This is a genomic window from Neorhizobium sp. BETTINA12A (assembly GCF_023006485.1).
In the GTDB taxonomy this organism is placed as follows: Bacteria; Pseudomonadota; Alphaproteobacteria; order Rhizobiales; family Rhizobiaceae; genus Neorhizobium.
In genome coordinates this window covers 1-18536 of record NZ_JALBGW010000096.1, presented here as the reverse complement: position 1 = coordinate 18536, position 18536 = coordinate 1, and the positions used below count along the sequence as shown (strand labels likewise).

The 18536-nt window shown below is 62.1% G+C and carries 16 protein-coding genes; 6 read left to right on the top strand and 10 right to left on the bottom strand.

The genetic code is table 11. The features are described from left to right. Nucleotides 1–162: 162 nt before the first annotated feature. The 4 genes from MOV61_RS20255 (at nt 163) to MOV61_RS20240 (ending at nt 5987) form a co-directional block, all read left to right on the top strand. Nucleotides 163–1218, top strand: a complete 1056-nt coding sequence (locus tag MOV61_RS20255) for an ABC transporter ATP-binding protein (protein ID WP_247137848.1) — start codon at nt 163–165, stop codon at nt 1216–1218. A 20-nt stretch (nt 1219–1238) separates the two neighbouring features. Next, nucleotides 1239–2813, top strand: coding sequence for an ABC transporter substrate-binding protein (locus MOV61_RS20250; RefSeq protein ID WP_247137847.1), 1575 nt, complete (start codon nt 1239–1241; stop codon nt 2811–2813). A gap of 109 nt (nt 2814–2922) precedes the next feature. Beyond that, nucleotides 2923–4827, top strand: coding sequence for a CocE/NonD family hydrolase (locus tag MOV61_RS20245; protein ID WP_247137846.1), 1905 nt, complete (start codon nt 2923–2925; stop codon nt 4825–4827). A gap of 8 nt (nt 4828–4835) precedes the next feature. Continuing rightward, complete coding sequence (locus tag MOV61_RS20240) at nt 4836–5987, top strand: CapA family protein (protein ID WP_247031817.1); 1152 nt, start codon at nt 4836–4838, stop codon at nt 5985–5987. On the opposite strand, the gene MOV61_RS20235 is transcribed toward MOV61_RS20240, so the two are convergent. Then, complete coding sequence (locus MOV61_RS20235) at nt 5988–6713, bottom strand: response regulator (protein WP_247031815.1); 726 nt, start codon at nt 6711–6713, stop codon at nt 5988–5990. Between the two features lie 119 nt (nt 6714–6832). Here MOV61_RS20235 and MOV61_RS20230 point away from each other — a divergent pair, with 119 nt between their 5' ends. Further along, nucleotides 6833–7588 (top strand): cyclic nucleotide-binding domain-containing protein, encoded by a 756-nt coding sequence (locus MOV61_RS20230; protein ID WP_247031813.1) that lies wholly within the window; start codon nt 6833–6835, stop codon nt 7586–7588. Between the two features lie 11 nt (nt 7589–7599). Further along, a complete protein-coding gene (locus MOV61_RS20225; protein WP_247137845.1) occupies nt 7600–9522 on the top strand; it encodes a PAS domain-containing sensor histidine kinase in 1923 nt (640 codons plus the stop codon). 108 nt (nt 9523–9630) lie between these two features. On the opposite strand, the gene ccoS is transcribed toward MOV61_RS20225, so the two are convergent. The 9 genes from ccoS to MOV61_RS20180 all read right to left on the bottom strand — a co-directional run. After that, complete coding sequence (ccoS, locus tag MOV61_RS20220) at nt 9631–9777, bottom strand: cbb3-type cytochrome oxidase assembly protein CcoS (protein WP_007757373.1); 147 nt, start codon at nt 9775–9777, stop codon at nt 9631–9633. Then, the gene (locus MOV61_RS20215; protein ID WP_247137844.1) at nt 9774–12065 is read right to left on the bottom strand and encodes a cation-translocating P-type ATPase; all 2292 of its coding nucleotides are present in this window, start codon (nt 12063–12065) and stop codon (nt 9774–9776) included. The genes ccoS and MOV61_RS20215 overlap by 4 nt, the downstream gene beginning before the upstream one ends. Then, nucleotides 12062–12571, bottom strand: coding sequence for a FixH family protein (locus tag MOV61_RS20210; protein WP_247137843.1), 510 nt, complete (start codon nt 12569–12571; stop codon nt 12062–12064). Before MOV61_RS20210 ends, MOV61_RS20215 begins: the two co-directional genes overlap by 4 nt. Next, nucleotides 12568–14157: a cytochrome c oxidase accessory protein CcoG gene (gene ccoG, locus MOV61_RS20205; protein ID WP_247137842.1), complete on the bottom strand. Its 1590-nt coding sequence runs from the start codon at nt 14155–14157 to the stop codon at nt 12568–12570. Before ccoG ends, MOV61_RS20210 begins: the two co-directional genes overlap by 4 nt. Nucleotides 14158–14302: 145 nt before the next feature. Beyond that, on the bottom strand, nt 14303–15166 hold the full coding sequence (ccoP, locus tag MOV61_RS20200) for a cytochrome-c oxidase, cbb3-type subunit III (RefSeq protein ID WP_247137841.1): 864 nt from the start codon (nt 15164–15166) through the stop codon (nt 14303–14305). Nucleotides 15167–15168: 2 nt separating this feature from the next. Next, on the bottom strand, nt 15169–15321 hold the full coding sequence (locus tag MOV61_RS20195; RefSeq protein WP_038549889.1) for a CcoQ/FixQ family Cbb3-type cytochrome c oxidase assembly chaperone: 153 nt from the start codon (nt 15319–15321) through the stop codon (nt 15169–15171). 12 nt (nt 15322–15333) lie between these two features. After that, a complete protein-coding gene (gene ccoO, locus MOV61_RS20190) occupies nt 15334–16065 on the bottom strand; it encodes a cytochrome-c oxidase, cbb3-type subunit II (protein WP_247137840.1) in 732 nt (243 codons plus the stop codon). A 12-nt stretch (nt 16066–16077) separates the two neighbouring features. After that, complete coding sequence (ccoN, locus tag MOV61_RS20185; protein ID WP_247137839.1) at nt 16078–17703, bottom strand: cytochrome-c oxidase, cbb3-type subunit I; 1626 nt, start codon at nt 17701–17703, stop codon at nt 16078–16080. Between the two features lie 137 nt (nt 17704–17840). Beyond that, on the bottom strand, nt 17841–18536 hold a 696-nt coding region (locus MOV61_RS20180), incomplete at its 5' end, for an ABC transporter ATP-binding protein (RefSeq protein WP_247137838.1).

Genomic DNA, 18536 nt, shown 5'->3' with positions numbered 1-18536 from the left:
GCCGATCCCCGGTTTCGCGCCCTCGCCGCTGTCGCGCCCTTCCGGCTGCGCCTTCCGCGACCGCTGTGCCCGGGCCACCGATGTCTGCGCCACTGAGCCTATGCTGGAAATCGCCGCCGATCGCGAGTTCCGCTGTTTCCACCCCCATCTCTGGAGCGCCGCATGACAAACCCGCTCGTGGAAACCGTACCGCTCATAGAAGCCGTGGACGTCAGCCGGCGTTTTTCCCGCAAGCTCGATTATGCGGAGAAGATCGCCAACCTGTTCGGTGCGGGTCTTGAGGAAAAGACTGTGCATGCGGTCGACGAGGTCAATCTCGCCGTCTATCCGGGCGAGGTGGTCGGCCTCGTCGGTGAGTCCGGTTGCGGGAAGTCGACGCTCGGGCGGGTGATGGCCGGCATCATGCCGGCGAGCGGCGGCGAGGTGCGGTGGAAGGGCCGACCGCTGACATCGCTGCAGGGCGATGACAAACGCGCCATGCGGCTTTCCGCCCAGATGATCTTCCAGGATCCGATGTCGACACTCAATCCGCGCAAGCGGGTGATCGATCTGATCGGCGAGGCGCCGAAAGTGCACGGCATCGTCAAGGGCCGGGAGATGCGCGACTACGTCGCCGCGCTCGCGGAGCGGGTCGGTCTCGATCCGTCCTATCTCGACCGTTTCCCGCACCAGTTTTCCGGCGGCCAGCGGCAACGCATCGGCATTGCCCGGGCGCTGGCGGTAAAGCCCAAACTGCTCGTCTGCGACGAATCGGTCGCCGCGCTCGACGTGTCGATCCAGGCGCAGATCCTCAACCTGTTCATGGACCTGAAACGGGAGTTCGGGCTGACCTACCTGTTCATCAGCCACGATCTCGGCGTCGTGAAACACATCTGCGATCGGGTGGTCGTCATGTATCTCGGCCGCGTGGTGGAAAGCGCCACGCCGGACGAGCTCTTCGACAATCCGAAACATCCCTATACCCAGGCGCTGATCCGCGAACTGCCGTCGGTCAGCGACCGCCGCCGGGTATTCACGCCGATCAAAGGCGAGATCCCCTCGCCGCTCCATCCGCCACCGGGATGTCATTTCCATCCCCGCTGTCCAATGGCTTTCGACCGCTGCCGCGTTGAACGGCCGGTCTTGAAGGAAAACGCCGCAGGCCATGTCAGCGCCTGCCACCTGAACGATCTTGCCGCCCATCAGGCAACACATGCGACGGCCGAACCGGTCATCTAAAAAGGAAGGGAACGAACATAATGAAACCGATGAAATTTTTCCTGGCCGGGGTTGCGGCCTCGGTCCTCGCGCTGAACTCGGCTCAGGCCGCGAACCTGATACTCGGCAGCGCCACCGAGCCCTCGGCGATCGATCCGCAGTTTTCGCGCACCGGCAACAACCAGAACATTGCCATGCAGGTCTTCGACCGCCTGGTGCAGACCGACCCGGCAATCAATGTCGAGCCGGCGCTTGCCGTCTCCTGGACCAATACCGATCCGCTGACCTGGCAGATCAAACTGCGCGACGGTGTCAAATTCCATGACGGCAACCCGTTGACATCAGAGGACGTGATCTTTTCGCTCACCCGCGCCAAGGACATCCCGAACAGCCCGGCGCCGTTTTCCGGCAATGTCGGGGCGATCGACAGCATGAAGGCGATCGACAACCTGACTGTCGAATTCAAGACCAAGAAGCCGACGCCCGATTTCATCGAACAAGTCGGTTTCGTCTACATCGTCGAGAAGAAGGTCGCGGAAGGCGCCTCGATCGAAGACTTCAACAGCGGCAAGGCGGCGATCGGCACCGGCGCCTACAAGTTCAAGTCCTGGACGCCGGGCGACAACTTGGCACTCACCCGCAACGATGCCTTCTGGGGCAAGAAACAGGATTTCGAAAACGTCACGATAAAGTTCATCTCCAACGATGCATCGCGCGTCGCCGCGCTTCGCTCCGGCGCCGTCGATCTGATCGACGCCGTGCCGCCGGGCGATGTGAAGACCCTCCAGGGAATCTCCGGCCTCAAGGTCTTCTCGATCGCCTCGTCCCGCATGATCTACCTTGCGCTCGACAGCGCCCGCGACAAGAGCCCCTTCATCACCGACAAGGAAGGCAAGCCGCTCGACAAAAACCCGCTGAAGGACGTCAAGGTCCGCCAGGCGCTCTCGGAACTGGTTAACCGCCAGCTGATCATCGACCGCATTCTCGACGGCTCGGCGGAAGCCGCTGGCCAGCTGGTGCCAAACGGCGTCGCCGGCAACGATCCGTCGATCAAGGCCCCGGCCATGAACGCCGAGGACGCCAAGAAACTGCTGGCGGAAGCCGGCTACAAGGACGGGTTCGGCATCACCATCCACACCTCCAACGACCGCTTCCCGGGCGACTCGGAAGTGGCACAGGCCCTCGGCCAGATGTTTGCGCGCGGCGGCCTGAAGGTGAACGGCGTCGTCGCCCAGCCCTATAACGTCTACACCAAGGGCGCCGGAGCCGGCGAATTCTCCGCCTTCATCTTCTCGCTCGGCAACTCTACTCCGACCTCGGCAACCGGTCTTCGCAACCTGCTGATGACGGCCAACAAAGATGCCGGTACCGGCTCGTTCAACCGGACGAAATATTCGAACCCGGCCTTTGACGATGCGATGCGTGCCGCCACCGCCGAATTCGACGTCAAGAAGCGCGTGGAGCTGCTGCAGAAGGCGACCAAAATGGTGTTCGCCGACGTGCCGGTCATCCCGCTCTACTGGCAGAAGGTTCACTGGGCCGGCAAGGCGAACGTCTCCTATGTCGCCAACATGACGGAAGACACCAGCGCGACGCTTGCCGGCATCGCCAAGTAGTCCTGGTCTTTGCTGCGGCCCCTTTTTCAGGAGCCGCAGCATCCTGGGCCGGCCTGACGTGTGGTGGGGCCGGCCCGGGTATTGATTTGCCAATTTTGAGGATATGGACATGGATACCCTGACGCCATCGCGCTTCGAGGTGATTGCTGACGACGTGATAGTCGAACGCGATGTGATGGTGACGATGCGCGACGGCGTAAAGCTCGCGACCGACGTCTACCGGCCGGCCAAGGACGGCAAGGTGATCGACGGCCGACTTCCGGCGATCATGGAACGCACGCCCTACGGCAAGGCGGAGCGCTCGCGTTCCGAGATCGAGGTGGGCATGACGGAGCCAATGAAGCGCCATGAGGTTGCGAGCTATTTCGTCCGGGCGGGATATGCCGTGGTCTACCAGGATTGCCGCGGCCGCTACAATTCCGAGGGCGAGTTCAGCAAATACATTTCAGAAGCCGCCGACGGTTACGATACCGCCCGTTGGCTGGTGGAACAGGCCTGGTCGAACGGCCAGTTCGGCACGATGGGCCTTTCCTATGCTGCGCATACGCAGGCAGCGCTCGCGTGCCTCAACCCTCCGGGGCTCGCCTGTATGGTCATGGATTCGGGCGGTTTTTCCAACGCCTATCAATGCGGCATCCGCCAGGGCGGCGCATTCGAGCTGAAGCAGGCGACCTGGGCCTATAACCAGGCGATCGGCGAGGGCAATGAATTTGCCCGTGCGGCGATCGAAGCTGAGGATCTTCACGCATGGTTCAACGTCATGCCCTGGAGCGAAGGCAATTCTCCGGTGCGCTGGATGCCGGAATACGAAAGCTACCTGCTCGACCAGTGGCGCAGCGGCACGTTCGACGAAAGCTGGCGTCGCGTCGGCCTTTATATGGAGGGCTTCTACGAGACTTTTCCGGAAGTGCCCATCGTGCTGATGTCGAGCTGGTACGACGCTTATGTGAAGTCGACGCTCGACAATTATCGCGGCCTTTCCGGCAAGGACAGCCGACCGCTACAGCTGATCATGGGACCGTGGCTGCACGGCAACCGCAACACGACGCTCGCCGGCGATACATCTTTCGGGCCGACTGCGCCGCTCGGCGGGAACGTCGTGGAAAGCTGGCTATGCTTCCGCCGCAACTGGTTTGACCATTGGCTGAAGGCCAAGGACAATACGGTTGCTCAGGAACCGGTGGTGCGCGCCTTCGTAATGGGCGGCGGGTCCGGCATGCGCAATCCGGACGGGCGCCTGGATCACGGCGGACGCTGGATCGAAGCAAGCGACTGGCCGCTGCCGGGAACGGAATTCCGCAACTATTACATCCATGAGAACGGCTCGCTTTCGACCGAGAAGCCGAAAACGAGTGCCGCGCCCTTCACCTACGATTTCGACCCTAAGAACCCGGTTCCGACCATCGGCGGATCGCTGACAAGCGGCCAGCCGATTTTCGAAGGCGGCGGTTTCGACCAGCGCGAGGGAGAGAAATTCTACGGCTCGAAACATCCGGGCCTGCCACTTTCGGCGCGTGCCGACGTGCTCTCCTTCGAGACAGAGCCGCTCGCCGAAGATGTCGCCGTAGTTGGGCCGATCACGGTCGAGCTCTACGTCTCGTCCGATGCACCGGACACCGATTTCACCGCGAAACTCGTCGACGTCTACCCGCCGAGCAAGGATTATCCGACCGGTTACGCGCTCAACATCACCGACGGGATCATCCGCTGCCGCTACCGCAATTCCTTCGAAAAGCCCGAACCGATCGTCAAGGGCGAGGTGTTCAAGGTGACGATCGAGCCGTTCGCGACCGCCAACCTGTTCGCCAAGGGCCACCGCATCAGGGTTGATATCTCATCATCCAACTTCCCGAAGTACGATATAAATCCAAATAGCTATGCGCCGGAGGGCCGGGGGCGCACAAGCCAAGTGGCCCGCAACACAGTTTTCTGCGATGGTACGCGTGCATCTGCCATCCGCCTGCCGATCGTCGGTGGAGCGGCAATGGTGGGGCTGAAGCCCATCGCGAAATGAACTAGGCCATGCTGACCGTCGCCGTTACCGGCCAAATCCTGATCCACGGCCCCCTCGACCTCTGTGGCGAGGGGCAGGCCGAGGTTCGGGATTTCCTCGAGGCGGATGTGGCCTTCGGCAATCTCGAAGCGACGGTGGAGACGGCAGGGGCATGGCCGACCAAGACGAAAACGCTACATCTGGCCTCGGCGGATGCTCTCGTCTCGGTGCGGGAACTTGGCTTTCATGCGGTGACGCATGCCAACAACCACGCCTTCGACCTCGGCCCGCCGGGCATCGCATCGACGCGCGCCGCCGTGGAAGCGGCCGGGTTGAAGCTTGCCGGCAGCGGGTCGGATATCGAGCAGGCCGCAGCGCCGGCGATCGTGCCGGGACCTCATAGATCGCTCGCCATCTTCTCCGTCGATCTCGGACCTCAGCCGGACATCAACTACGCCTCGGTCGATCGCAGCGGCATAACGCCCTTGCGGATGAGGCGGACGGTAACCGCGCCGCCTGCGGAATTCGAGACGCTCAAACGGATCGTCGGGACGCTCGGTGACGACAAGCGCGGCGCGGCGCGTGCTGCGGTCGGTTATGACCTCGGCGAACGCCCGGAGCTGGACGTCTTCGGTACGCCCGTCGTTGCCGGCGATGCGATCGGCGCCCGCTGGACTGCTGACGAAAAGGACATGCAGCGGCTCGTCGACGGCGTCGATGCGGCGAAGGCGATCGGCGACCTGGTCGCGGTTGCAATCCACGGCCATCATTGGGATGCGAACTGGAAAACGACGCCCGACTGGCTGCTCGATCTGTGCCGCGGCCTAATCGACAGCGGCGCGGACCTGGTTCTCGGCACCGGCGCACCGGTCATGCAGCCGATCACCTTTCATCGCGGGCGAGCGATCATCGCCGGTCTCGGCAACTTCGTTTTCCATACGCGGCGGCCGGCGACCTATGACCAAAAAGGTGTCGATGTCTGGCGCAGCGCCGCAATCCGGCTGACGCTTGCCGATGACGGTACGTGCGAGAGACTTGAACTGCTGCCGATTTCCGTCGGCAGGCCGGTGGACCAAGGTCTGCCTCCAGGCCCGGTTCCGCTGCAGGGTTCCGATGCAGACGAGATCAGGGAAAGAGCGCTCGCCGGGCTTCCGGCTGCAGACCGGCAACGCGTCGTCTGATCAACCAAGCTTGCCGGTGAAAATGTAACCGACGCCGCGGACGGCCTTGATCAGCTGGGGATGCTTGGCATCCGCCTCGATCTTGCGGCGCAACCGGACGATCTGGGCGTCGATCGTGCGGTCGAAGGCGTCGAGCTGCCGTCCCCTTGTCTCATCCATCAGGAAATCGCGCGTCAGCACGCGGCCGGCGTGCTGGACGAAGGCCGCTAGCATGTCGAATTCGCCGGTTGTCAGTTCGACTTCGCCATCTCCGGCAGACAGCAGCTGGCGTCTGGAAAGATTGAGCGTCCATCCTTCGAAACGGACGATCTTCTCCTCGTTCTCCTCCGGCTTCGGCTGAGCCGGCTGGCGCCGCCTGAGGATCGATTTCAGCCGCGCATGCACTTCACGCAGGTGAAACGGTTTTGCGATGTAATCGTCAGCGCCGATCTCGATGCCGATGATCCGGTCGACCACGTCGTCGCGGCCGGTCAGCATCATGATCGGAATGTCCGATTGCATCCGGATTTCCCGCGCAAGATCGAAGCCGTCCTGGCCACCGGGAAGCGAGAGGTCGAGAAGGATGATGTCGATCTCTTGCCTTTTCAGCTGAACGCGCATTTCCTGCCCGTCGGACACCGCGCTGACGGCATATCCTTCGCCCTCGAAATATCGCGTCAGCATCTGACGGATTCGAGGATCGTCGTCGACGACGAGGATATTTGCGGAACTGGCGGGGGATGACATCAACAGGGAACCGGCGTGTTACAGATTGTTACCAATTAGAACCGTCTTTCACACGACTAGCATTCGCGCGTTACCGGGATTCGGTCAACTGCCTCAACCAAACGGATAGGGGCAGTTTCATGTTTGTCACGGATAATGCGAAGACCTTCAACTCGGCAGCAGCAAGACCGCTAGACGAGCCGGACTGCCTGCACTCGCTGTTTGCAAAACAGCCTGTCGAATATCTCGCGGCCGGCCAGCCCCTCTTTTTCGAAGGTGACGAGGCCAGGCATATTTTCGAAGTCATCGAAGGGAATTTGCGGGTTTTCCGGATCATTTCGGAAGGACGGCGGGTGATTACCGGATTTCTGCACGCCGGCGATATGATCGGCGTTTCGCTCCGGGACAATTATATCTACACCGCAGAGGCCATCACGACGGCGAAAGTCCGTCGGCTGTCGCGCCGACAGTTCGAAGCGGCCATCATCAATTCCGAGAGCCTGAGACCCAAAGTCTTTGCTCGGGTCTGCGACGAAATGGCCGCAGCCCAGGACCAGATGGTGCTCTTGTCGAGCAAGAGCGCGGAGGAACGGATCTGCACGTTCCTGCTGAAATACCTGAAACGTGCGATGGCCGAAGGCAATGCGCAACCGATCGTCGAACTCTCCATGAGCCGACAGGACATGGCCGACTATCTCGGCCTGACGATCGAGACCGTTTCGCGTACGATCACCAGGCTCATCGGCAAGGGCGTGCTGAATGTTCTGGACCCGGCCGCCCGTCATTCCATAAGAATCGAACGGCCGGGAATGCTTGCGCAACTTGCCGGAGACGACGATGACTGTGGAGACATGCGGCGCGACCTGATCGCTCTCGGCGAGCGACGGCGCCATTAGACGGAATAGACATGATCGGCAATACAGGATCCGAAGCCACGACGGAAAGCCAGCTCGATGCCGTCACTCTTCTTCTCGACGATGCCAATCTCATCGTCCATGGCGTGGACGGCATCATCAGCCGCTGGACGAGCGGTTGCGAGCAGCTTTACGGCTGGCGCCGAGAGGAAGCTCTCGGAAAGGTCGTCCACGATCTTCTGGCGACGCAGTTTCCAGAGCCGCTCGACGAGATCCGTCGTCATGTCCAGACCTATCATGCCTGGCAAGGGGAAGTCGTTCATCGGCATCGGAATGGTCACACGGTCGTCGTGGCGAGCCGCTGGGTGGCCGTCAATCCGTCGAGCGACGGGCCTTCGATCATCATTCAAACGAACAACGATATCACCGAGATGAAAAGGGTGCAGAACGATCTTGCCGGACGCGAAGCGCATCTGCGCTCCATTCTGGACACCGTGCCGGAATCGATGATCGTCATCGACGAAGTCGGCTGCATTTCCTCCTTCAGCACCGCGGCCGAGCAGCTGTTCGGCTACTCTTCCGACGAAGTCTGCGGGCAGAATGTCAAGATGCTGATGCCATCCCCCGATCGCGAAGCCCATGACGGATATATCTCGCGCTACCTCCACACCGGCGAACGCCGGATCATCGGTTACGGCCGCGTCGTGACCGGGCAGCGCAAGGACAAAAGCACATTTCCGATGGAGCTTTCGGTCGGCGAGGCCGTCACCAATGGAAAACGCATTTTTACCGGCTTCGTCCGCGACCTCACCAGCCGCCATAAGATTGAAGAAGAGCTGCGCCAGGCCCAGAAGATGGAAGCGATCGGCCAGCTGACCGGCGGCCTGGCGCACGATTTCAACAATCTTCTCACCGTCATCAGCGGCAATCTCGAGATGATGGAGAACAAGCTCGCGGATGCGGGACTGCTCGAACTGCTGCATGAGGCCCAGGGGGCCGCGGAAGACGGTGCCAAATTGACGGGCCAGCTTCTCGCCTTCGGACGGCGCCAGCCACTCAACCCGAAGCTCGCAGATGTCGGCAACCTCGTGTCCGGCTTCTCGGAGCTTCTCAGGCGAACGCTCGGCGAAACGATCGAGCTTCGCACCACTGTGACCGGCGTTTCCAACGAAGCGCTGGTCGATGCATCGCAGCTCCAGAACGCGCTTCTCAACCTGACGCTCAATGCCCGGGACGCGATGCCGCGTGGCGGCAAGCTGTCGATCGAGATCTCCCGCGTCAGGCTGGATGTCGACTATGCGCAGATGTATCCCGATGTCCGCACCGGCGATTTCGTGCTGATTTCCGTCACCGACACGGGCATCGGCATGCCTCCCGACGTCAAGGACAAGGCTTTCGAGCCATTCTTCACCACAAAAGGCCTGGGCGCCGGAACAGGCCTCGGCCTCAGCATGGTTTATGGCTTCGCCAAGCAATCCGGCGGGCACATCCAGCTCTACAGCGAGCCGGGACAGGGCACGAGCGTCAGAATTTTCCTGCCGGTGGCGCACAAGGCGGAGGCGGCGGGTGCGCTTGCCGTCGAGGCTGGCTCGAAGCAAGCCTCCATTCCCGGCGGCAACGAAAAGATCCTCGTCGTCGAGGACGACCCGCGGGTCCGGCGCATCGCCGTGTCCCGGCTGACGCAGCTCGGTTACGGCGTCATCGAGGCCTCGAACGGCCAGGAAGCGCTGGACCAGCTCGGCCTGCACGACGGCATCCACCTTCTTTTCACCGATATCGTGATGCCAGGCGGCATGACGGGCGACGAGCTGGCGGCTAAAGTGCGCGCAAGACGGCCCGGCGTGAAAGTGCTGTTCACCTCCGGCTACGCCGAACCGGCGATCGCCGGGCGCGAGCTCGCCCAATCCGGTAGCTGGCTAAAGAAGCCGTATACCGCCAGAGAGCTCGCGGTGCGGCTTCGGGAACTGCTGGACTGAGTTAGATTTCAAAAGGCTGCATCTGCAGCCTTTTTACAATCGCTCGAGAAATGCCTGAGTGGCTGACGGCACCCGCATCGAAGCCTGCGTTTGTCCAATACTCCTGATTCATTCCGGCGGATCGTCCTGCAGCACACGCCAGGAGGCGCCTTCGAGGTCGTCATATTGGCCACTCTTCAGCGACCAGAGAAAGGCGAAGAGGCCAAGACCGCCGAGGAAAAGCGCAATCGGGATGAGATAGATCAGCATGTTCATGCGATGCGGGCCTTACTGGGAGGAATTTTTGCTTCATTGTTACTCTCCGCCGCATCGGCCTCGGCGGCGCTTCGCCATCCACTGAGCCGCAGGGCGTTGGCGACGACGATGATCGAGGACGTGGACATGGCAACGGCAGCAATCAGAGGCGTCGCATAACCGGCCAGCGCGATCGGCACGGCGATCACATTGTAGCCGATGGCGAGTGCGAAGTTTTCGCGGATCAGCCGGCCAGCGCGCCGCGAAATATCGATCGCCAGCGGCACTGCTTCGAGGCTGTCGTGCATGAATACGAAGTCGGCGGCCTGACGGCCGACGTCCGCCGCCGTCGCCGGTGCGATCGAGACGTGGGCTGCGGCAAGCGCCGGCGCGTCGTTGATGCCATCACCGACCATCAGCACCTTGCGGCCGCTCGCCTCGAACGAGGCGCAGAACTCCGCCTTCTGTTTCGGCGAAAGCTCCGCCTGCCAATGTTCGAGGCCGAGGCGGATGGCGAGATCGGCAACTACTCGGCGCCGGTCGCCCGACAGAATGCCCGTCTCGAAACCGCTGGCCGCGAGGGATGCCGTGGCGGCCAGGGCGCCGGGGCGAAGCGAATCGTCGAAGCGGAAGGTGGAGATCTCCTTGGCGTCGAGCGAGAGAACCGTTTCGGTCACGCTATTGCCTGGGTTTCCGTCATCCGGCCCCGACAGGGCGAAGCGGCGGTTGCCGAGGCGGTAGACGCCTGCCGGCGTCACCGCTTCCAGGCCCCGACCGGGAATTTCGGTGACCGTTTCGAAGACCGCAATCGGACCGGATACCGCCATCGCGAGCGTCTGGGAGAGAGGGTGACGCGAATGGGCGGCGAGGCCGGCTGCCAATGCCAGCTGCTTCCTGTCGAACCGCTCGACATCCAGCAGCCGCGGCCGGCCGAGGGTCAGCGTGCCGGTCTTGTCGAATAACACCGTGTCGATTTCGGCAAGCCGTTCCATGGCCGAACCATCCTTGACCATGATGCCGTTCCGGAACAGCCGGCCAGCCGCAACCACCTGCACCACCGGCACCGCAAGGCCGAGCGCGCAGGGACAAGTGATGATCAGCACGGCGATGGCGACCAGCATGGCGTGTTTCCAGTCGCCGCCGATGAAGCCCCAGGCGAGAAAGGCGGTGAGCGCCAGAAGATGGACGGCCGGAGAGTAATATTGCGCCGCCCGATCGGCGATCCGACGGTAGCGCGCCCGTCCACCCTCGGCTGCCTCCATCAGCGAAATGACTTCGGACAGGAAAGAATCCTTCGCGGCAGCCGTCGCCTTCAGCACCAGCGAGCCGGTGAGGCTGAGCGTTCCTGCCTGTATCATATCCCCGACATGGACCGGCCTTGGAGCGCTTTCGCCGTTGACGATCGAGACGTCGATGTCGCTTGCGCCGCTCTCCACGAACCCGTCCACCGGCACCCGCTCACCGGCAGCAATCGCCACCCGGTCGCCCGGCCGGATTTCGTCCACGGGGCGATACTCACGCGAGCCGTCCGGACCGATGATCGTGGCGCCGCGAGGCGACAGGCGCGCAAGACCGCTGATTGCGGCGCGGGCCCGGTCGCGCATAACATGGTCGAGCGTGCGGCCGATCAGCAGGAAGAACAGGAGCGAGACGGTAGCATCGAACCAGGCCTGTTCGCCGTGATGCATGGTTTCCCAGAGCGACACCGCGTAAGAGAGCGTGATGGCGAGCGCGATCGGCACGTCCATATTGGTGCGGCCGCGGCTGAGCGCATTCCAGGCGGATTGATAAAAGAAACGGCCGCCATAGATCAGCGCCGGCGCGGCAATAAACGCCGATATCCAATGGAACATGTCGCGGGTCGAGGCATCGGCGCCCGACCATACGGAGACCGAGAGCAGCATGATGTTCGCTGCCGCGAAGCCGCAAAGGGCGACGGCGCGAATCAGATCGCGCTGCAGTTTTTCGCCGACCTCCTCGGCATTCGAGAAAAGATGTGCATCATAGCCGGTGGCATCGACGATGGCCCTGACCAGTTCAACCGGATCCGGGGCGTCGTCTCCGGCCTTCTCCCGCCAGACGATCGAAACGCGCTTGGTGGAAAGATTGACCCGTGCCCGCTCCACCGACGGCAAGGCATTGAGCGCCTTTTCGATCGTCGCGATGCAGGTGCCGCAATGGACCTGTGGAACGCTGAGATCGGTCTGGCGCAGGCCGGGGCCGATCATCCGGCTGGACAGCGTCAATTCCTCGGAGGACGGAAGCGAATGACCCGAATATCCTTCGGCTCCAGGCGCGCAGCAGCTCATTCCGCTCTCCTCAAAACCGCGATCCGCTCGGCCTGATGCAGGATGCGCTTGCCGTTCCTGATGGCGCTCGCATCGACGATCCAATGGCCGGGCAGGATTTCATGGGTGGCGGCGAAGACACCCTTGGCGACGGGAACGAGGTCGAGTTCAAAATCCTGGTGTTCGCCGACCGGTCGCTTGAACTTGAGCGTCAGCGTATCGGCCGCGACCGGCCCGTTCTTCGGGTGAAAGACCTCGTATCGGATATCGGAGCCGTCGATGGTGATGCGGCCGGTGACGCCGGTCGCCGTCAGCGTCCGCGCCTCGGCCGCCTTGCCATTGAACTGTTGGCTGGCGACATAGGTATTTTCCGCCACCAGCCCGCTCCAGCTGGTGACCGCGTTATAGGCCATGTAGAAATTGACCGAGATGATGGTGCCGAAAAAGAGCACCAGCACACCGAGCATATGCCAGCCGGTGAAGACGAAAGGTTTTGCTGGGATCGTATCCATTTTCGTCGTGCTCATTTTCTGGCTCCCGGCGTGTTGAAGACCGCTGAATAGCTGTCCTTTTCGTGGCTCGACCGATCTTCGGCGATGAAGTGGAAATCGGCGGCCTCGGCGGAAACTGCACCCTTGGGCAGGGTCACGAAGACTTTCAGGGCGAGCGTCTTGTCGGGCTCCACCTGCACCGCGAAGAGACGGCCCGGAACATCCGTGATGCCGGAAATTTTCATCGTCGCTTCGGGCAAACCTTCCATCGAAACCAGGATCGTGCGCGGCTCCGGGATCATGTTGAGCAGCCGGATCGTGTAGCCGTTGCGGATGGAACCGTCCGATTCCAGCACGAATTGCGGGTTGCGATCATGCAACACATTGACCTCCAGCCGGTCGCGCGACAGCAGCGCGAAAACGAGGCCGAGACCGACGGCCGACCAGACGCCGAAATAGATCAGCGTGCGGAGCCTGAAGATCACCCTCCAGTCGAAGTGGCGGACCTTGTCGATGAAGGAACCGTCCGGATTGCGCACCCGTACCGGGTCGATCGCCATCGTGCTGCCGTTTGTCGCAAGCGCCATGTTGGCGTCGTATTCGTCGAGTGTCGCATAAGCGATCAGGCCGCGCGGCTTGCCGATCTTGTCCATCACGCCGTCGCAAGCATCGATGCAGAGCGCGCAGGTGATGCAGGCCAGCTGCTGCCCCTCGCGGATGTCGATACCCATGGGACAGACTGCCACGCAGGCATTGCAGTCGACGCAATCGCCGACCGGCTGCGCGGCTGCCGCCGCCTTCTTGGTATGCCGGCTGCGCGGCTCGCCGCGCCAGTCGTTATAGGTGACGACCAGCGAGCTCTCGTCCAGCATGGCGGCCTGGATACGCGGCCAGGGGCACATGTAGATGCAGACCTGTTCGCGCAACAGCCCGCCGAGCACGTAGGTCGTGGCCGTCAGGGTGGCCACGGTCGAATAGGCGACCAGCGCCGCCTGACCAGTGACGAAATCGAAGGCGAGCGAGGGCGCATCGGCAAAATAGAAAATCCAGGCGCCGCCGGTCGCCACTGCGATCGCCAGCCATGTGGCGTGTTTGGCGACGCGCTTCCAGAGCTTGTCGAGGCTCCACGGCGCGGCGTCGAGCTTGATGCGGGCATTGCGGTCGCCCTCGAAGAACCGCTCGACGACCAGGAAAAGGTCGACCCAGACCGTCTGCGGACAGGTATAACCGCACCAGGCGCGACCGACAGCCGACGTCACCAGGAAAAGGCCGAAACCGGCCATGACCAGAAGTCCCGCGACGAAGAAGAATTCCTGCGGCCAAATCTCGATGAAGAAGAAATAGAAACGACGGCTCGCAAGATCGACGAGTACCGCCTGATCGGGTGCGAAGGGACCGCGGTCCCAGCGGATCCAGGGAGTGAGGTAATAGATGCCGAGGGTTATCAGCATCACCAGCCATTTGAAGCGGCGGAAGCGCCCTTCGGCGCGTTTTGGAAATATCTTCTTGCGCTTCTCGTAAAGCGGGTTGTTCGATGCGCCCGGCGAATGCACGGGCTGGACATCGATGCGCTCAACGGAGGCGTCGCTGGGGCCAAGCGCGGGAGACGTATAGAGATTCATGGGACCAGTTCCTTTGGTCCATGTTTTCTCATCTCGGCGACGCCCACTCCTTGACGCAAGTCAACCGCGCCGATGTGACAAAACGGCCGCCCGCTGATGACAGACAGGCGGCCGTTCGTCAGATCGAATGGAGCAACGGTTATTCTTATTCCCCGCCGCCGAGCGAGTGGATGTAGACAGTGAGTTGCTTCACGGCTACGTCGCCGAGGCGGCCTTGCCAGGCTGGCATGACGCCGTGTTTCGGGGCCTGGATCTGTCTGGCAATCTCCGCTTCGCCGTGAACCTTCAGCCAGATGGCGTCGGCAAGGCTCGGCGCGCCGAGGTCCCGTTTGCCCTCGGCCTTTTCGCCGTGGCACGCGACACAATTGTCGGCAAAGAGCTGTTTTCCGGGCTCGACCATCGATGGATCGCGCGGGGTTCCGGTAAGGCTCACCACGTAGGCGGCGACCTGGCGCACCTCGTCCTGCTTCAGCATGTCGGTAAAGGCCGGCATTTCGGAGATGCGGGTCTCCCCGTCGGCGGGATCACGGATGCCATGGGCGATCGTCTGGTAGAGGGCGTTGATATCGCCACCCCAAAGCCAGTCGTCGTCGTTGAGGTTGGGATAACCCCGTCCGCCGGTCGCACCCGTGCCGTGACACGGGGTGCAGTTGACGCGGAAAGCCGCGGCGCCGCCGGCCGTTGCGAACTGGTTGAGCTGCGGATCGGCGACGATGTCTTCCAGCGAAGAGGTCGAGATCTTCTCCCGGATGCCGCCCTGGGCGATCTTCGCACCATCGAGATCGGCGGCAAACTCGGCGCGGCTCGAATATCCGAGCAGGCCTTTTGTCGCATTGGTGAGGAGAGGAATGGACGGATAGGCGATCGCATAACCGATCGCCCACAGGATACAGGCGTAGAAGGTCCAGAGCCACCAGCGCGGCAGCGGGTTGTTGAGCTCGCGGATGCCGTCCCACTCGTGGCCGGTGGTCTCGATGCCGCTCAATTCGTCGATATGTTTTTCCGCCATATTCAATCCTCCTTCAGAGGGATTCGCGCGGCCTCGTCTGCAGAGGCTTTTCCGCCGGGGCGCAAGGTGAAGACGAGAACGCCGAGGAAGAACAGGGTCATGGCGAGCAGACCCCAGCTATCGGCGAAGTGGCGCATGGCCGTGTAGAATTCCATGATCTTGTCCCTTCAGCGGTAACCGGCGGCATCGTCATAGGTCGAGAAATCGACCAGCGTGCCGAGCATCTGCAGATAGGCGACCAGCGCGTCCATTTCGGTGAGGCTCTGGGCGTTGCCGTCGAAATCGCCGACCTTGGCCTTGGGATAGCGGGCAAGCAGACCGGACGTGTCGGCATTCGGATCCGCCTGGGCGGACAGATCCGCCTGGGCGCTCGCGATCATCTCGTCCGAATAGGGGACGCCGACGGCGCGGTTCGCCCTCAGATCCATGGAAACGTCAGCGATCTTGAGGGGCGTCGTCTTGAGGAAGGAATAGCTCGGCATCACCGATTCCGGAACGACGTCGCGCGGTTCGGTCAGATGCTGCACGTGCCATTCGTTCGAATAGCGGTCGCCGACGCGGGCAAGGTCTGGCCCTGTGCGTTTCGATCCCCACTGGAACGGGTGGTCGTACATGGATTCGGCCGCCAGACTGTAGTGACCGTAACGTTCCACCTCGTCGCGGAAGGGGCGGATCATCTGGCTGTGGCAGACATAACAGCCTTCGCGGATGTAGATGTCGCGCCCGGCCAGCTCGAGCGGCGAATAGGGCCGCATGCCTTCCACCTTCTCGATGGTGTTTTCGAGATAGAAGAGCGGGGCGATTTCCACGATGCCGCCGATCGAAACGACGAGCAGCGAGCCGACCAGGAGCAGGGTCGCATTGCGTTCGATGAAGTGATGTTTGTCGAGAATGGACATGGGTATCCCTCCTTATTCGGCCGGCTGGAGAGCGGCGGGGGAGACACCGCCCCGAACCCGCTCCTGCCGCTGGTAACCGAGGATGGTCATGGTGACGTTGAAGGCCATGATGAGCCCGCCAGCGAGATACATGGCGCCGCCGACCGCACGCAGCAGGTAGTAGGGGAACATCGCCGCGACGGTTTCCGCGAAGGAATAGACGAGGAAACCCTGGCTGTCGTATTCGCGCCACATCAGGCCTTGTTGCACGCCCGCGACCCACATGACGGCGGCGTAGACGACGATGCCGAGGGTGGCGAGCCAGAAGTGCCAGTTGACGAGGTCGAGGCTATAAAGACGCTCGCGGTTCCAGAGCTTGGGCGTCATGTAATAGACGGCGCCGAAGGTGATCATGCCGACCCAGCCGAGTGCGCCGGAATGCACGTGGCCGATCGTCCAGTCCGTATAGTGGCTGAGCGAATTGACCGCCTTGATCGACATCATCGGACCCTCGAAGGTCGACATGCCGTAGAAGGCGATGGCGATGATCATCATGCGGACGATCGGATCGGTGCGGATCTTGTCCCAGGCGCCCGAGAGCGTCATCAGGCCGTTGATCATGCCGCCCCAGGAGGGCATCCAGAGCATGATCGAGAAGACCATGCCGAGCGTCTGCGCCCAGTCGGGCAGCGCGGTATAGTGCAGATGATGCGGGCCGGCCCAGATATAGAGAAAGATCAGCGCCCAGAAGTGGATGATCGACAGCCGGTAGGAATAGACCGGACGATTGACCTGCTTCGGCACGAAATAATACATCATGCCGAGGAAGCCCGCGGTCAGGAAGAACCCGACAGCGTTATGGCCGTACCACCACTGGGTCAGCGCATCCTGCACGCCCGAAAAGGCCGAATAGCTCTTCACGCCGAGGAAGGAGACCGGGACCGCGAGGTTATTCACCACATGCAGCATGGCGATCGTCACGATGAAGGCGAGATAGAACCAGTTCGCCACGTAGATATGCGGCTCCTTTCGCTTCAGGATCGTGCCGAGGAAAACGACGAGATAAGCGACCCAGACGACGGTCAGGAAGAGGTCCACATACCATTCCGGTTCGGCATACTCTCGACCCTGCGTGATGCCGAGCAGATAGCCGGTCGCGGCCATGACGATGAAGAGCTGATAGCCCCAGAACACATACCAGGCGAGATTGCCGCCGAAAAGGCGGGCCCGACAGGTGCGCTGGACCACGAAGAGGGACGTGGCGATCAGCGCATTGCCGCCAAAGGCGAAGACGACACCGGATGTGTGCAGCGGCCGCAGGCGGCCGAAATTGAACCAGGGTTCGATGTTCAGGTCCGGAAAGGCAAGCTGGAGGGCGATGACGACGCCGACCAGAAAACCGACGACACCCCAGAAAACCGTGGCGATGGTGCCGTATTTCACCACCTCGTCGAAATATTCGGATTTTGACGGCAGGCTTATCGCAGACGCCCGCGGCGCGAAGGAAATCCTGCGCGTCAAAACGACCGTGCTGATCAGCAGCACGAAGAACAGGACCCACATATGGGCTGCAAACAGGCTGTCATGGGTATAAGCGGCGGCGAGCAACGCCAGGAAGGTGCCGATTGCCAGCCAGAGTGTTTCTGAGACGTAATTCATGGTCTTTGGCCTCACAGCGCAAATGCGCTGCCGGTTGAAGGATTGTGACCATGATGTGCTGACATACGGACCGCGCCGGGGGTTTGACCTGCGTCAACGCCCCGCCCAAACGGATCCATGCTTATGTTATTAGCGGCTCAGTCTTCTGGATCGAGGATGCAGCACTGTTCCGGCAGCGGCGCGAGGACCGCCCTTGCGCCGGCATCCAACGGGTCGGAAAGCGGCCCATTGGCGGTGATTTCGCCGGCAGCGGTTTCGCATTTGTATTGATAGGCACGACCGAGATAGGTGCGCGTCCCGAGCACCGCCGGAATGCCTTCGCCCTCGCGGCGGACCGCAAGCCCATCGGCGCGGCAGGCCAGGATGAAATCGTCCTTGATCGGGCCGAACAGGTCCTGGGAAAGATGAAGCCGCGTGCCGCCTGCAGCCTCGGCGGTGACGATGGCCGAATGGCGCGCGACGACCTTCATGCGGATCAGGTTTTCGAAGCCGACGAAGCGGGCGACGAAGGCGCTGGCCGGCTTCTGGTAGAGCACTTCGGGCGTATCGAGCTGCAGGATGCGGCCGGCATTCATGATCGCGACGCGATCGGAGATCGAAAACGCTTCCTCCTGGTCGTGGGTGACGTAGAGCGAGGTCGTGCCGTTGGCGCGCTGGAGCTGGCGGATCTCGACGCGCATGTCGATCCTGAGCTTGGCATCGAGGTTGGAGAGCGGCTCGTCGAACATCAAAAGCGGCGGCTTGATGACGAGAGCCCGGGCGAGCGCGACGCGCTGTTTCTGGCCGCCGGACAGTGCTGCCGGCAGGCGGTCGGCGAGCGGCGCGAGACCGAC

Coding starts and splice junctions, on each gene's coding strand:
- MOV61_RS20230 (WP_247031813.1), top strand. CDS start 6,833: ATGTTTGTCACGGATAATGCGAAGACCTTCAACTCGGCAGCAGCAAGA.
- ccoS (WP_007757373.1), bottom strand. CDS start 9,777: ATGAACATGCTGATCTATCTCATCCCGATTGCGCTTTTCCTCGGCGGT.
- MOV61_RS20210 (WP_247137843.1), bottom strand. CDS start 12,571: ATGAGCACGACGAAAATGGATACGATCCCAGCAAAACCTTTCGTCTTC.
- ccoG (WP_247137842.1), bottom strand. CDS start 14,157: ATGAATCTCTATACGTCTCCCGCGCTTGGCCCCAGCGACGCCTCCGTT.
- ccoO (WP_247137840.1), bottom strand. CDS start 16,065: ATGTCCATTCTCGACAAACATCACTTCATCGAACGCAATGCGACCCTG.
- MOV61_RS20225 (WP_247137845.1), top strand. CDS start 7,600: ATGATCGGCAATACAGGATCCGAAGCCACGACGGAAAGCCAGCTCGAT.
- MOV61_RS20250 (WP_247137847.1), top strand. CDS start 1,239: ATGAAACCGATGAAATTTTTCCTGGCCGGGGTTGCGGCCTCGGTCCTC.
- MOV61_RS20255 (WP_247137848.1), top strand. CDS start 163: ATGACAAACCCGCTCGTGGAAACCGTACCGCTCATAGAAGCCGTGGAC.
- MOV61_RS20235 (WP_247031815.1), bottom strand. CDS start 6,713: ATGTCATCCCCCGCCAGTTCCGCAAATATCCTCGTCGTCGACGACGAT.
- ccoP (WP_247137841.1), bottom strand. CDS start 15,166: ATGGCGGAAAAACATATCGACGAATTGAGCGGCATCGAGACCACCGGC.
- MOV61_RS20240 (WP_247031817.1), top strand. CDS start 4,836: ATGCTGACCGTCGCCGTTACCGGCCAAATCCTGATCCACGGCCCCCTC.
- MOV61_RS20195 (WP_038549889.1), bottom strand. CDS start 15,321: ATGGAATTCTACACGGCCATGCGCCACTTCGCCGATAGCTGGGGTCTG.
- MOV61_RS20245 (WP_247137846.1), top strand. CDS start 2,923: ATGGATACCCTGACGCCATCGCGCTTCGAGGTGATTGCTGACGACGTG.
- ccoN (WP_247137839.1), bottom strand. CDS start 17,703: ATGAATTACGTCTCAGAAACACTCTGGCTGGCAATCGGCACCTTCCTG.
- MOV61_RS20215 (WP_247137844.1), bottom strand. CDS start 12,065: ATGAGCTGCTGCGCGCCTGGAGCCGAAGGATATTCGGGTCATTCGCTT.